Below are 14,358 nucleotides of genomic sequence, written 5' to 3'. Positions count from 1 at the left end.
GCTATTTTCCTCGGATGATTTCTACTGGATCAATATTACTTGCTTTACGAGAGGGAAAAAACCCTGCAAAATAGGTCGTTACCAAACTGAAGATCGCTCCTATCATATAATACTTTGGATTGAAGTTAACTGGAAAAGTCTTAATCGTAGGTAATGCCTCTGTCTCAAAAGGAATCCGCTCAATTCCCAAGCAAACCATATAGCCAAAAAATAGTCCAAGTAATCCTCCAACAAAACCTATGCATAAGGCAATTGTCGTAAATATATGTTGTACATCCATACCAGAAAATCCTATAGCTTTTAGAATGGCGATGGTATCCATTTTTTCATAGATCATCATGTTGAGGATATTGTAAATCCCAAAACCGGATACCACCAAAAGCGTAATTCCCACCGCATAGCTGATCATAGAGCGGATGTCTGAACCTGTTTCAAATTGGGCATTGACCGTCTGAATATCATCTGCCTGGATATTAAAAATTGCACTATACTCTTTAGCAGTCTTAGGAGCCAATATGAAATCATGCATTTTGACTTGAATATCAGTAACGAAAGAAGATCCCTCCCCTATCATTTTTTGGGCTGTACCTAGCGAAACATAGGATTGAATATTATCCAGTTCTCCCAAACCTGACTGATAATAACCAACGACTTTCAAAAGCAGTCTATTTCCCTGAGCTGTGGTCACTTGTACATAATCTCCAATTTCGGCCATTATGCGGTCGGCGGCTCCTTTTCCAAGAATGATACTGTTTGTGGTGTATTGCAACTCCATAAAATCGCCTGCTACCACGTAATCACTGAATGCAAAGAGTCTGTCTTCTTCAGCTACATCAATCCCATTTAAGGACCCTGGAATATCCACTTTGCCTACGTTGAAAAAGACCTGTACGTTGATTTTGGGAGCTACACCCAATACTCTTGGATCATCTTTGAGTGTTGTTATGATGGCTTCATTATTGTAAATATTTACCCTTGCACCTGAAGGCTTTACTGATCGGATTATGTTATAATAACCTTGTAATTCTTCAAAAAATTGAACTGGTTGCTCTTCACTAGGTTTAATTTCATTATAAAAGCGGATATGTGGTGTACGGTTTAGGATCAATCCATCCAAGAGGTCATTGAGTCCATTCATAAATCCTAAAAGTGCTATAAACATCGTAATGCTAAAGGTTACACCAACTGCGGCAACCATTGTCTGCTTCATGCGGGCAAGCATCAAAGCTTTGGCTATTTCGAAAATCAAAGCAAACCTCATAAGCTAGGTTTTATCAATATGGTCTGCTCTGAAATCCCACTTTTAATCTCCACAAGTTGGTAATCCTTGAGACCAACTTCCACTTGTATTGTATCTTTATTTGAGTCAATGACATATTGATCTTTAAAAAGATAAGCACGAGGGATCGTCAGTGCATTTTCTTTGGTTTGAATCAAAATATTAGCTTCAAAATTCATATTAGGATAAAGCACTTTAGGCCCTTTTACAAATTCAGCTTCTGCGGTAAAGCTTTTGGTTTGTTCATCCATGATGGGATTGATTTTTGTTATCTTAGCTTCAAAAACTTCGCCCCTGTAACTATCCATTTTGATCAAAACCCTTTGATTAGATTGTATTTTCACTACATCGTACTCGTCTATTTGCATCTCAAGGATAAAATCCTCGTCACTACCAATGATTGCCAATGGAGTTTGAGGATTGACCATTTCACCTTTTTCTACCAAAAGAGCATACACTTTTCCATCAATTTTACTTTTTAACATCAAGTCCCCTTCCAAGGACTTTGAAATCGCTAAATTTTTGGATGCATTGCGCTCATTAAACTCTAGTTCCCTCTTATAATCTTGATATCGAAGTTGGGCTGATAAAAATTGAGTTTTAGAATTTTGGAAATTTAATTGCCTTTGTTCCAGCTCATTTGCAGTACCAATACCCTTTGACCAGAGGTTTTTTTGTCTTATCAGAAGCAAAGAATCATTTTCAAACTTATTTTTCGCAAACTCTATACTTACTTCCAGTTCTTTGATCTTTAGTTCATTCTCTTTACGATCATTGAAATTTCTAGCCAGTTCGGCCGACTCTCGCGAAAATTTTGCAGATTCGTTGGAAACCTCCAAAAGAATTTGCCCCTCTTTTACAAGCTGGCCTTCTTCCACTAATATTGATAGGAGAATTCCATTGGAATTGGCATAGGCGCGGTACTGATTTTTAGCCTTTATTAGTCCTGAAGCAAAAACTGATTCTGAGATATTTTTTTTTGTTGGCTGTATGGTTTCTAAAGGAGGATTACATGCGATTACCAATCCGCAAATAAAAAATATTCTGAAAATTGCTGATTTCATAGTTTGTTCATTGGGATGGATTAAAGATACATGCTAGAAAAGAAAAAAAGAATAGGAGGCGAATTTATTGATACCTACCCATTCATCTTCGCCATCATCTTCCTCAATATTCCTGGAACTAATCTTGAAATAGCATACATCACTTTTCCATGACCTGTGATAACTACCATCTTTTTCCGTTTGGAAATCGATTTAACCATGGCTACAGCTGCTTTTTCTGTGGGCCATATCAGATTCGCAGGTCTAGGATCCTTGGCTTCTGGATGAAAATTTCCATCATTATCCACCCGTGTGATATTGCTGTCCACAAATCCAGGATGGATCGTCGTACAACTGACCCCCGAACCCAATAACTCAGATTGTAAAGTCTCTCCGATGTTTTGTACTGCCGCCTTGCTAGCTCCATAAGCACCTAGATTGGGATTGGGAACGAAAGCTGCTACACTTCCAATTAAAGCAAGCCGGCCATTAGTTTTTCGAAGTTCGGGAAGGGCATATTTGGCTGTAAGTGCAAGTCCTGTCACATTCAACCGTAATTGTCTATCCCATTCGTCTGCAGAAAGCTTTTCAATTTTCCCCATAACCCCTCCACCTGCATTGGCAACACAGACATCCAATTTTCCAAAAGCTTGAACAATATCATGCATGCACTTTTCGATGGATTGCTCATCCATCACATCACAAAAAAAAGCTTGTGCACTTCCTCCTTCCTGTTTTATTTCCAGAACAAGCGCTTCAAGTAATGCCATTCTTCTCGCCGAGGCTGCAATGATGGCACCTTCTTTAGCAAAAGCTTTTGCCAAGTGGAGTCCTATCCCTGAGGAAGCTCCTGTAATCCAGACGATGTGGTTTTGAAATTTCATTGTATCATTTTTTAAATACGTTTATTTCTCTATAAGTCAGCACTCTCCACAGCCACTCTAGTGGACCAAACCTATACTTACTCAGCCACCATTTGCTAAAGGATATTTGGAAACTAAAAATAGCTAAAACCAACAAAATCCCCTGCCACACTTCAAGTTCTCCAAATAACCCAAAAAAACCTAATCTAAAAAGCAACAAAGCGATCACTGAATGTGAAATGTAATTGGTAAGTGCCATTCTTCCTACGGCTGAAAAGCCCGAAAACAGTCCTGCAAACTTCCCTCGATTGTACAACATGATAAAACCTGAAACATAAGTAAACATCATCACTATCCCTCCTAAAATTCCCGTGGTCCTTCCGATAAAAGCCCAATGATCCAAAGAAGCCGGACTGGCATTGGCAAGAGAAAGTAAGAGACCTAGATTTAAAAATACACCAAAGGGTAGTGTTAGCCAAAAGACTTTCTTGAGTTGCTGTTCATACTCCTTGGTTCGGGTAAAAAAACCACTTCTTCCTATCAACAAGCCCATCAAGAACATGACCATACAGGTGGGATAGAAAATAATAATCCCAGATATAAGGAAAAGCCATTGCTCAATATTCATCTGAATAACTTCGTTGTAAGATCCGGAATTGTACACCAGATACGCTCTTTGGGCTAAATCTTGGGTAGCAGCCAATTGCTCCATACTGCCTTTCTCCATTGCCTGCGATGCTTCTGGGTTGGAAGCCAAAAATTGAGGCAGCATGCTGATCAAACCTACAAAAACTATTGGGATCAATAAAAATACCAGCATCCAGATGATGATTTTCTTGGTAGAGGACTTTCTGAACAGGATCAATAAAAATCCAAATAGTGCATAGTAAAATAGAATATCCCCTTCCCAAATCAATACAATATGTAAAATGGCAATAATCAAGAGCCAAAAAAGCCTCTTCCGAAACAAACTGATACTCTCTTTGCTTACCTCTCCGTCTTTATGAAGGAAGATATAGAATCCAAATCCAAATAAGAGCGAAAACAAGACAAAGAATTTTCCAGTGAAAAAGAAGTAAATAAAACCATTGGAAAGGATCTCCATGGTACTTTCTCCAAAAGAAGGTAACATAATCAGCTCCACGGCTGGTTTGAAAAAAGCTGGCATGTTGACCATAAGAATTCCGAAAATAGCAAATCCTCTCAAGGAATCTACCAAGTCGATTCTTCTGGATGGTGACAAAGGGGTAAGTGTTTCCATAGTGTATAGGTTTAGGGTTAAACTTTTCCAAAGTTCAAAACTTTGGAAAAGTTTCTTGTTATTGGGAAAAGTTAGGTTTTTTTCATTTGATTTTGGTTTTGGGTTTCACGCGGCGGGCGCAAAGGGAAACGCAACGGACTCAACGATTTAATTATATCATTCAGGTGCGTTCTCCCAATTTTGAGGACAAGATTCTCTTTTTTTCGTTGCGCTCTCCCGATGCTCGGGACAAGGTGTGCGTGAAACCATTTTCCTAAATTTCCCTGAAATTCATCACGCCCACAATACCCTAATCATGTGATAGATAGTATTGAAAGTGAAATTTGTTCACCTCAAATGACTTCTAAAAAGCGATGTCCAAAATTCAAAAGATGGCAACAGAAAGGTCAAGGTTATCATCATTATTAGCGCCAACAGCCCCCATAAGGGATACTTGGGAAATTTCTTTTCTTTCTCCCAATCGTGTATCACAACGGACAATGGAAATAAAACAAATACCAGCACCGTACCTTCCATAAAAAGTGCAGGAGCCATCCATTCAAACAATCTGCCTGTGGCAGGACCTGTAAAAGCCATGGAAGCAAAAAGCATCATGGTACGGTGTAAACTCTTGTTTTTCCGATTGAAAAATCCAATACCCACCATACCTGAGAAAGTAATCAAAGCCAATAAATCATTCGTCCACATCACATTTTGAAGCCATAGTCTTTCTGCATTATTGACATCCAAGAACCCCAATGACATCATCCTTGGCGCAAAGCCCATCATCACAGGAATTGCAAATATGACAGCAAGAATGGCAATCACGCCCAATACCCAGCCCAGCCTCATGTGTAGTTTGATGTTTTTGGTATTCACCAAGGCAGACTGTACCAGGAGCAAAATGTACCACAAAGTCATCAACATTCCATGAAGGATTAAATAGATAGGCAATTGCGCCATTTGCAAATGCCTTGGCTGATCGAAAAAAGGTCGCAGATAAAACCTAGGACCAAAGCCTAACAACACCAATAGCAGAAGCAGGATGGTGATAATCAAGTAAAAGCTGGAGTTTAGGTGTTTCATATAAACCTATTCTATTGATCATCAAAACTCTCCAAAAATGCATTTATACTCATATCCCTTCCCATAAAGTTTTTGAATAACTCTCCTGGATGAACAGTACCGCCTTTCGACAATATCTCCTTTTCCAGCCTTTTGGCTGTGGTTGGATCGAAAATGCCATTTTTTCTAAACTCATTGAAAATATCCCAAGACATCATGTCTGACCAAGTATAGGTGTAATAACCGGAAGCATACCCATTGGAAAATATGTGACGAAATGACGGGATATAGCATGCGTTTTCTACCGAAGGAAACAAGGAATAGTTTTGGGTAAAGTCCCTTTCCCAACCGCAAAGATCACCTTCAAAAGGCATACGCATATCGTGCAGGGCAATATCGAGGGCAGCATCAGCAATAGTTAACCGCATTTCTGAAAGTGCCCTGCCTTCCTTTTCATTGCGTATGATTTTATCAATCATTTCTTGTGGGAGCGCTTCACCTGTTTGGTAATGCCTGCCCACCCTTGCCAGAAAATCCGGTTCATAAGCCCACTTTTCCAGCAACATGGAAGGAACCTCTATAAAATCACTGTACTTTAAGTTTGTACCAGATAGGTTTCTATAGGTTACATCTGACAATATATAATGCAAGGCATGACCCAATTCATGCAGAAAAGTACTGAGTTCACCTAAACTTAAAAATGCCTCATTATCTATGGAAGGATTTCTAAAGTTACACACAAGGCCTATCAAAGGAATTTCATTTTGCCCGCTTTCTTTATTTTGTGCACGGATTGCCCCGGCAAATGCTCCACCTACTTTTCCTGCTCTCTCATAAAGGTCAAGATACAATACCGCTTTTACATCCCCGTTTGCATCAAACACCTCGTAAGGAAGCATTTGGGGATGCATTTTTGGCAAGCTTTGGTTTTCCCTGAACTCCAGCCCCCACATTTCAGATACCATAGAAAAAATTTCCTCGATGGCATGTCCCACAGGCAACCAGGGCTTAACCTCGTCGGTGTTAAATTCAAAAATCCCCTCCCTGTATTTCCTGTTGAAATAAGCAAAATCCCAATGTCGGATCACATCATCAAAGCCTTGAGAAATGGCAAATGCATGCAGATTTTCTATTTCCTTTTCTGCTATGGGTTTTACCTTGTCCTTGAATGTGTCAAGAAAAGTCATTACTTGCTCTGGCGTTTCTGCCATACTTTCTTCAAGCTCATATTCGGCAAAAGAATTGTAACCTAGCAGTTGGGCCATTTCAAGACGAAGGTTCAATAGCTCTTTGGCAATATCAAGATTATTGAATTCATTGGGGTTGTTTCCGATTTGCCACGATAACTTCAAAAGCTTTTCTCTTGATGCTCTATTATCTGCGTACCTCATGAAGTCTCCTGTTGAAGGGCCTGAAATAGGGAAAGCCCATCCATCAGTATTTTTACTCTTCGCATATTCTGCAGCTGAAGCAATTATCCTTTCGGGCAGTCCGGCCAGGTCTTCTTCTTGTGTAAGGTGGAAAAATGTACGGTCCCTATCCTGTATAGCATTCTGACCAAAAATGGTGCTCAGTTCAGTCAAACGACTTCTTATCTCTTTCAGACGCTCTTTTTCTTTTTCTGAAAGGTCATTGCCATTTCGGGCAAACCAGCGGTAATAGTTCTCCAGCAGGGTCAGTTCCTCCGGAGTCAATGACAAGCTTTCCTTTTGTAGATAAACCTCCTTTACCCTCTCGAAAAGTTTTTCATTGAAAAGCAATTCATTAGAAAAGGCGCTGCTTAGGTGGCTGACCATGCCTACCGTCTGATATATCTCGGGATTGCCATTGACAGCAGCCATTGCATTTGCATAGCCTGATATCATGCCTGTATTTCTCCCAATCTTTGCATATGCGGCGATGATATTGTTGAAAGTGGCGGTCTCTGAGTTATCAATAATTGCCTGTACCTGCTTCCTATCTTCTTCCAAGGCAACATTAAAGGCAGGTAAAATATGCTCCGGTTCCACCTTATCGAAAGGGATGATGCCGTGGGGGGTGTCGAAGGGTTCGAGTAAGGGGTTTTGGGCGAGTGAAGGTTTTATGATTAGCAAAAGCCCAAAAATAAGAAATGTAAATTTTGTGTTCATTTTTTTAATATTTTATGGTTTTCATCAATTCATTAAAAGCTTTTGTTCTCAATTCACTTTAGGCACCTGCTTAGTATAGCAATGTATTCCTCCACCTCCCCAATTATAAACTGTAGCATCTATCCAGACCAATTGTTTATCAGGGTATAAACTTGAAAAAATCTCTTCGACGTGTTCTTCTTTTTCTGTAGAGCTACCAACTGCCAAATAAGTTGGCAAGAGCACCTTATCATTGGAAATCAAAAAATTGAGGTAAGAGGAAGCAGAAAGGTATTGCAGGGTATCTCCTAATGCCACCTTTTGGTGGGGGAGAAAATACTTGTTCCCAATAGTCGAATCACTTATTGCCCAGCCCTCTACAACAATATTAGGCCTGTACCGCAGATCCGGCAAAGGAACTTTGATGATCTTGAATGGTTTTCCATCCTGATCTTTTGTTTTGACCAAAATATCATACGTTTCCTGTAGCCTTCGGTAGTTTTCAGCATGAACAGGATGTACATCTTTTTCTTCTTCATCCACCCAAGCCAGCAAAATGGTATTCGCATTGGCAAATCGAATATATTCATCGGTATGACCGGCGGTACCAACGGCAACATATCCAGGAACAATGAATTCCGTTGGATCACTATCTTCGACCAAACCTTTTCCTACCCAAATAAAATGATGGACCCCTAAAGTACGCTTGAGTTCCTCTTCAATGCTGAGTTTGGACAATTCCGGATTAACCTTAAACATCCAATCCTCATTCAACAAAATACTTCCTTTCCCATTCACCTCTATTGCACCACCATCTAAATTCAAAGGAGAGACAAGCACCTCTAGTCCCTCTCTTGCAGCTATCAAACTGTCCGTTTTTTGATTTCTGTTGAAAAATGAAGCATCGGCCTTAGCTGTGTCCGGATCCACACCTTTCTCGATTAAAAACCGTTCGAAAAAATCCTGAAACGACCACCTATAGTCCACTGCTTTTGTGTCCCCCAGCCCATTGATCAGGTACACTGGGCCAACGTCTCTTAGTGCCACAGCTTGCCATACGGGTAAAGATATAAAAGTATATGCTGCAGTATCTAAGCCATTTTCCAATAGGTATTCTTTGAAAACCACAGGATTTTCACTGGTATCTGATACAAAAATGACAGATGTAGAACCTTCAAGTGCGCGTGCCAAATCGACAACCAATGGAAAAAATTCCGGTTGCCTTTCCGTCCAACCCATTAACATAGCTTCCTGTGGTTCCCATTCAGCCGGATAGTAAAATATGGCAGGGTCTCTTTGCTCTTTCTTGCAGGAAGAAATTAAAACTATCAAAAAGACAAAGATTATTGAGTTTTTCATGGTTTGATGATTTTTGTTTCACACAGCGTGAGCAAAGAAAAGCGCAGAGAACGCGGCGATTATAAAACAATCCCGTTGCGCCCGTTGCGTTTTTATCTTTGCGTCCGTTGCGTGAAACCATACCCCTAAATTTCCCTCAATTTCAAGTTGCCTACAATACCCTAATGATGTGACTCGATTTTTAAAAATATACTAACATTAGCTCCTAATTAATAGAATCAACTATTATCACCACTCTTCCATCAAAACTTTGAAATAGGGATGAACTTCTGAGGTAAGTTTATTTTTCAGTTCATCTTCAAACAGTTTCTCTTGGTATTCCCCAAGAAAATCCCAAAGTTTCTTCATAACCTCTACCCCAGCTTCATCATATAGCTGACTAGCCGCCTGAATGAATCGGAATTGGTACCAACCGTAATTTTGGGGAGCTTCCATTACAATTTTCATTCTATTCTCTTCAAAAGTCTCCAAACTCCTATATTGATGGGGAGCTTTATCATTCGCAACCTGGTAATCGGCCAATACTTTTAACCCACTTACCCACTCGGGTCTTTCTGTTTGTGTATAGGCGAAAGCAGCCAGGTTACAAAATATTTCTTCCAGCCATATCCGCTGCGATTCTCTTTGACCATTAAAAAGCCATAGATGAAACAATTCATGGATAGTGCCCAGATCGAAAAAAAACCTGGCACTCATTCCTCCATTTTCCGTTCCATATGTTTCTTCAAATAACTCCTTGTCAGGAGATTGTAGCGTATTGGGATTTGGCAAATGGGCAGCCCAAAAAAAATTATCATCAGAAGACACGATGATAGCATTGTCTGTACGACGCCAATGGGGCATTCCATAAATCAACTGCTTACTGGTATATATCCCCCAATCGTCCTTGTTTAGGACAAGCAAATTTACTTTCAACTCCTTTTCTCCCAGAGTTTTAGAATAGAACCTATTTGCATCATTGGTCAATACACCTAAAAACAAAGGATTATCTTCTGTTTCATGCGAATAGAAGAGATTGATATTACCAGCTTCATAATATCTCAGGTCGGAAAAATCCTGAGAAAAACTTTGAAGGCTTATCAATACCAGAAAGGGGGGGAAAAGAAGCGTCTTCATGGATATAATTTGTTTTTTAGATTTATTTAAGAAATTAATTGATTTGTGACCATGATTTCCAAGTAGTTGGATTCACACAGCGAACACTATGAATTTAATAAAATCCCGTTACGTAATATCCTTCGTGATCGTCGCGTGAAATATCACCCATAAATTTCCCTGAAATTCCAATAGCTAACAATACCCCAATGATGTGATGTGTGAAGTTTTGAGAAGTAGAAAAATTAATCAAAAAGCAGCCCCTACACCAATTTCACCAAAGTAGCAGCAATCGCCTCAGCAAGCTTTGCATTCACCTTATACTTTCCGGCATACTCTATCCAATTGGAAACAATCTCCTGCACTCCTTGGATAATGCCTTGAGGGTTTCGGATGGAGTTTTGCTTGGCAATGGTCAAAAAATCATCCATCACAAAATCTTTCCTTTTGCCATTGATACTCAAGCAATGCTGACTGACCCAAACACTATCTGGTCTATACGCATGGCAAATATCATAGGCAGGAGAAAGACTCCATTTTCCCTCCTGATCCATCAGAAAAGCAAAGTTCTTGGTATGGTCATCACAGTTGCGCGCTAGGACATTGAATGCCATCCTGCGGAACAATTGCTCTGCCTCGGCATAGGTAAGCCGCAGTTGGCGCATGGTCTGAAACAACTGCTCGTAGCTGTAGCTACTGACATTGTTAAAATCAAAATGCTGCAAAGCACAAAAAGTCTGCATGTGGAGCTTGTCAGTTCCATTCACCCTGTCAAAACGCTTGGTCATAAAATGTGCCCTGCCCTCTTCTTCAATCAGCCTGCTTTGAGCCATTTCAATACCCGCATCTATCGCCATAGCATAATAAGCCATCTCCACCCGTCCATAACCAAAGGTCTCACCAAACTGCGTGTCATTGACCCCGTCAAACTTGATCAACCAATGCTCAAATCCAGCATCCTGCAAAGTCTGACCCGATCGGATCATCCCTGTAGATTCATTGTACGCGATGATGGCTTTTGGTCTTGCCCCTCCTGCTGAAGTCCCCATCTTCAATACATTCAGCATGACATCTCGCATACCTTGATCTGTGTGCATTTCAAATTGCTCCCTACTCTCCAACAACTTTTTGGTAGTCTCGATCAGACTCGATAGCTCCAATAATTGCCCTTGCTCTTGAGCCGGCAGCGTAGAAGGCTCAAACTCCAAAGCACCCAAGCCTCTATTTCCGATGAAACAAAGTAATTCTACAGGATTCAGGGAGTTTTCTGGCCTACCATTGCGGGCAAGCCATCCATTAATCAATTCATTCCCATAGCGATCAGGTAAGGAATCCGCCAACAAACCAGGAAGACCTTTGAATGTTGCATTTCTCCTCAATTCCGGGAAGCTGTAAATGCGAGTTCCCAGCGGCATCCGAACAGGGGAGATATCCAGTTTCCCTGAGGCAAACCTTCGGTCGTATTCGAAAAAAGCCAACTCCTGACTTTCATCCCATACCACCGCACCTATGCGCTGACCCCAGAGCTTGACAAATGCCGTCCTTACCATCCCAGATCATCTTTAGGTGAAGACTTTTTGCTTTTGGAAGCCCTTTTCCATTTCACTTCGTCTTCTTTGGCGAGCTGCATAGGACTTATAGGCTTAACCTCTTGAAAATGCTCCAACACATACAGTGCATCCAATACCCGCAAAACTTTCAATAGATTGGTCAGGGCAATATTCTCTCCCCTTTCCAGTAAACTAAGCGTAGACCGACTGATCGCAGCCCGGTCTGCCACCTCGTCTTGCGTGAGGTTTTGCTCAATCCTGCGGGATTTGACAAAGCCCCCTATTTTTTTGAGAAGCGCTCCATCACTTATATATGATATGTATGAAAAGTCATTCATTATAATATTAATTTAGCTATTATGACTTATTTTTCATACAAATATATAAATTTTATTCAAATCAACAAAAACAATTTGAGTGATATTTCATTCATTAATATATTAAATTGGTCTCAATGAATGATTTTTCATTCAAAACATTCATATAAAAACCTTCTATTAAACGTCTGTTTAGAACTCACAATCAGTACAGCATTCCAAATAGGCATAAAGGGATTCTTTTGCCATTTCCACTTTCGATGTCAAGGGCAAGGTAAGCGTTGGGGATCCCTTGGATTTGGTCGGTGGTTTTGCTGCCTCCACCTACCTCAAAAACATAAGTATCATCCATCATGAAGTCCCCAAACTTTGGACTAGTAACATGATGGACAGCACTCGGTTGATTAATAAAATAGTTTTTACAAAAAGCATTTTTATAAAATAGTTTTTCAAGAAAGCATGATGTAAGCCCTGCTTTACTTCAATCCTCTCCTTTTGGGTTCCTGTTGTGTACTGCAATGAATGCCTCCACCCTGCCAATTCAGCGGCATGGCATCAACGAACACAATTTCACGTCCGGGAAATGCTTGTTTGAATAATGCTTCTACTTCCTTTTCCCGCTTGACAGAAGCTTCATCTCTGGCATAGGAAGATGTCACCACTACGCCATTTGTGACCAAAAATTCACTTGGCTACCAATACACTAATGATGTGAGGTGAATTATTCCATCAGGTTAATTCTTAAAATTTTTCAGTTATTTATCGAAATATTTATTATTTTAATGTCGGAAAAATAAAAGTATTGAAACCATCAATTCCAGAGCAGTACTTAATATCCCTAATGATTGATATAACTTAACCTTTTTTCCCATGAAAATCCACTTCCCAAACCACGTACTTATTTTATTTTCCCTCCTATTGATATTTGGCTATTGTACACCAAAAGGAGAAAATCATAATGATTTTGATGTTGTAATTTTAAATGGGAGAGTTATTGATCCGGAAACTGAGCTAGATGGAATAAGAAATATAGGAATCAAAAATGGGTCAATTAAAATCATTACAGAAAGCACAATAGAAGGATTAAAAACAATCGATGCGGAAGGGCTGGTGGTAGCACCCGGCTTTATTGATCTCCATGCTCATGGGCAAACTTTAACAGCTGATCGAATGCAGGCTTTTGATGGAGTAACCACTGCCCTTGAGTTAGAGTCCGGCATCTTGCCCGTGGATCCGTGGTACAAACAAATGGAAGAGCAAGGAAGAATACTAAACTATGGAACAGCAGCCGCATGGACTTTTGCAAGAATTGAAACCTTAGAAGATATACCTATGGAGCCAAATTTGAAATGGTTTCAGGAAGCATTTTCATTAAGAAGCTGGGTAAGAGATGCTGCAAGTCCATCCCAAATAGAAAATATTATCCGACTGATAGAAGAAGAAGGGATTAAACAAGGCTCAATTGGTATTGGAATCAATGCTGGTTATGCTCCAGGTGGTGGATTCAAGGAGCTTTTGGCCGTTCATCAATTGGCGTCTGATTATGGTGTCCCAACATTTACGCATATCAGCGGAGATTTTCCAAATGATCCCAAATCTGCTGCGGAATATGTTGGGCAAATCATTGCATTTTCTGCTGCTACCGGTAGTCAGAGCCACATCTGCCATCTAAACAGTAGTAGTTTGAGAGATGTGAAAACGACAAAAAACATGATCATAAGCGCCCAAAACGCAGGACTTCCTATTACTACTGAAAGTTATACATATGGAGCTTCGAGCACAACAATAGGTGCTGCTCTTTTCAACGAAGAGGCAAGAGAAAAAAAAGATATCAAGGCTGAGCAGATTGAATTAAATGGCAAGCCTTTAACTGAAGATGAATTTCAAAAGGTCAGGAATGAAAAGCCTGGTTCTGTTGTGGTTTTTAGGTTTTTGTATATGCCGAGAGACGAGTCTATTTTGGATGAATCTGTTTTATTTCCCGGAGGAGTAATTGCTTCGGATGCTATGCCTTGGGTAGATATTGAGACAGACGACTATTTTGATGATAACATATGGCCCTTAAATGAAAATGCCTTCGCACATCCGAGAAGTGCAGGCACTTACACCAGGTTGTTGAGTCACTATGTAAGAGAAAGAGGGGTCTTGAGTATGATGGAAGCAATTGCCAAATCCTCCTTGTATCCAGCAAAGATTTTAGAGCAATCTGTAGATCAGATGAAATACAAGGGACGAATCCAAACCGGAATGGATGCTGATATCATAATTTTCGATGAAAAAACTGTACAGGATAAGGCAACTTTCACAGAGCCTCAATTGCCTGCTGTTGGAATGAAATTCGTACTTGTGAATGGTGAATTGATCATTGAAAATGGGGATTTGGTGTTAGACGCGAGACCTGGAAAAGCCATAAGAAGAACTGTGAATGAATGATTAATT

Annotated in this window: 13 protein-coding genes; 1 reads left to right on the top strand and 12 read right to left on the bottom strand. The window is 40.1% G+C overall.

Annotated elements, in window-relative coordinates:
* Position 1 precedes the first annotated feature (1 nt).
* The 12 genes from CHB66_RS06895 to CHB66_RS06840 form a co-directional block, all read right to left on the bottom strand.
* Positions 2-1,261, bottom strand: a complete 1,260-nt coding sequence (locus tag CHB66_RS06895) for an ABC transporter permease (protein WP_089239338.1) — start codon at positions 1,259-1,261, stop codon at positions 2-4.
* A complete protein-coding gene (locus CHB66_RS06890; RefSeq protein WP_089239336.1) occupies positions 1,258-2,343 on the bottom strand; it encodes an efflux RND transporter periplasmic adaptor subunit in 1,086 nt (361 codons plus the stop codon). Before CHB66_RS06890 ends, CHB66_RS06895 begins: the two co-directional genes overlap by 4 nt.
* Before the next feature lie 74 nt (positions 2,344-2,417).
* Positions 2,418-3,206: an SDR family NAD(P)-dependent oxidoreductase gene (locus tag CHB66_RS06885; RefSeq protein WP_089239334.1), complete on the bottom strand. Its 789-nt coding sequence runs from the start codon at positions 3,204-3,206 to the stop codon at positions 2,418-2,420.
* 4 nt (positions 3,207-3,210) lie between these two features.
* Entirely contained in the window at positions 3,211-4,446 is a 1,236-nt protein-coding gene (locus CHB66_RS06880; RefSeq protein WP_089239332.1) for a DUF418 domain-containing protein, read from the bottom strand.
* Positions 4,447-4,773: 327 nt separating this feature from the next.
* Positions 4,774-5,511 carry a hypothetical protein gene (locus CHB66_RS06875; RefSeq protein ID WP_089239330.1) on the bottom strand — a complete coding sequence of 246 codons (738 nt, stop codon included), beginning with the start codon at positions 5,509-5,511 and terminating at the stop codon, positions 4,774-4,776.
* Between the two features lie 11 nt (positions 5,512-5,522).
* Complete coding sequence (locus CHB66_RS06870) at positions 5,523-7,619, bottom strand: M3 family metallopeptidase (RefSeq protein WP_089239328.1); 2,097 nt, start codon at positions 7,617-7,619, stop codon at positions 5,523-5,525.
* 48 nt (positions 7,620-7,667) lie between these two features.
* Positions 7,668-8,957 carry an agmatine deiminase family protein gene (locus tag CHB66_RS06865; RefSeq protein ID WP_089239326.1) on the bottom strand — a complete coding sequence of 430 codons (1,290 nt, stop codon included), beginning with the start codon at positions 8,955-8,957 and terminating at the stop codon, positions 7,668-7,670.
* A 228-nt stretch (positions 8,958-9,185) separates the two neighbouring features.
* On the bottom strand, positions 9,186-10,073 hold the full coding sequence (locus tag CHB66_RS06860; protein ID WP_089239324.1) for a hypothetical protein: 888 nt from the start codon (positions 10,071-10,073) through the stop codon (positions 9,186-9,188).
* 242 nt (positions 10,074-10,315) lie between these two features.
* Positions 10,316-11,602, bottom strand: coding sequence for a type II toxin-antitoxin system HipA family toxin (locus CHB66_RS06855; protein WP_089239322.1), 1,287 nt, complete (start codon positions 11,600-11,602; stop codon positions 10,316-10,318).
* Positions 11,596-11,940, bottom strand: coding sequence for a helix-turn-helix domain-containing protein (locus CHB66_RS06850; RefSeq protein WP_089239320.1), 345 nt, complete (start codon positions 11,938-11,940; stop codon positions 11,596-11,598). The genes CHB66_RS06855 and CHB66_RS06850 overlap by 7 nt, the downstream gene beginning before the upstream one ends.
* A 184-nt stretch (positions 11,941-12,124) precedes the next feature.
* The gene (locus CHB66_RS06845; RefSeq protein WP_089239318.1) at positions 12,125-12,274 is read right to left on the bottom strand and encodes an AAA family ATPase; all 150 of its coding nucleotides are present in this window, start codon (positions 12,272-12,274) and stop codon (positions 12,125-12,127) included.
* A gap of 121 nt (positions 12,275-12,395) precedes the next feature.
* Entirely contained in the window at positions 12,396-12,599 is a 204-nt protein-coding gene (locus CHB66_RS06840) for an agmatine deiminase family protein (RefSeq protein ID WP_089239316.1), read from the bottom strand.
* Between the two features lie 190 nt (positions 12,600-12,789).
* Between CHB66_RS06840 and CHB66_RS06835 the strand changes: the two genes are divergently transcribed.
* Entirely contained in the window at positions 12,790-14,352 is a 1,563-nt protein-coding gene (locus CHB66_RS06835; protein WP_089239314.1) for an amidohydrolase family protein, read from the top strand.
* Positions 14,353-14,358: the final 6 nt, after the last annotated feature.

This window comes from Belliella buryatensis (assembly GCF_900188245.1).
Classification (GTDB): Bacteria; Bacteroidota; Bacteroidia; order Cytophagales; family Cyclobacteriaceae; genus Belliella; species Belliella buryatensis.
The sequence above is the reverse complement of the archived record's forward strand: the minus strand, read 5'-3'. Positions and strand labels throughout refer to the sequence as shown.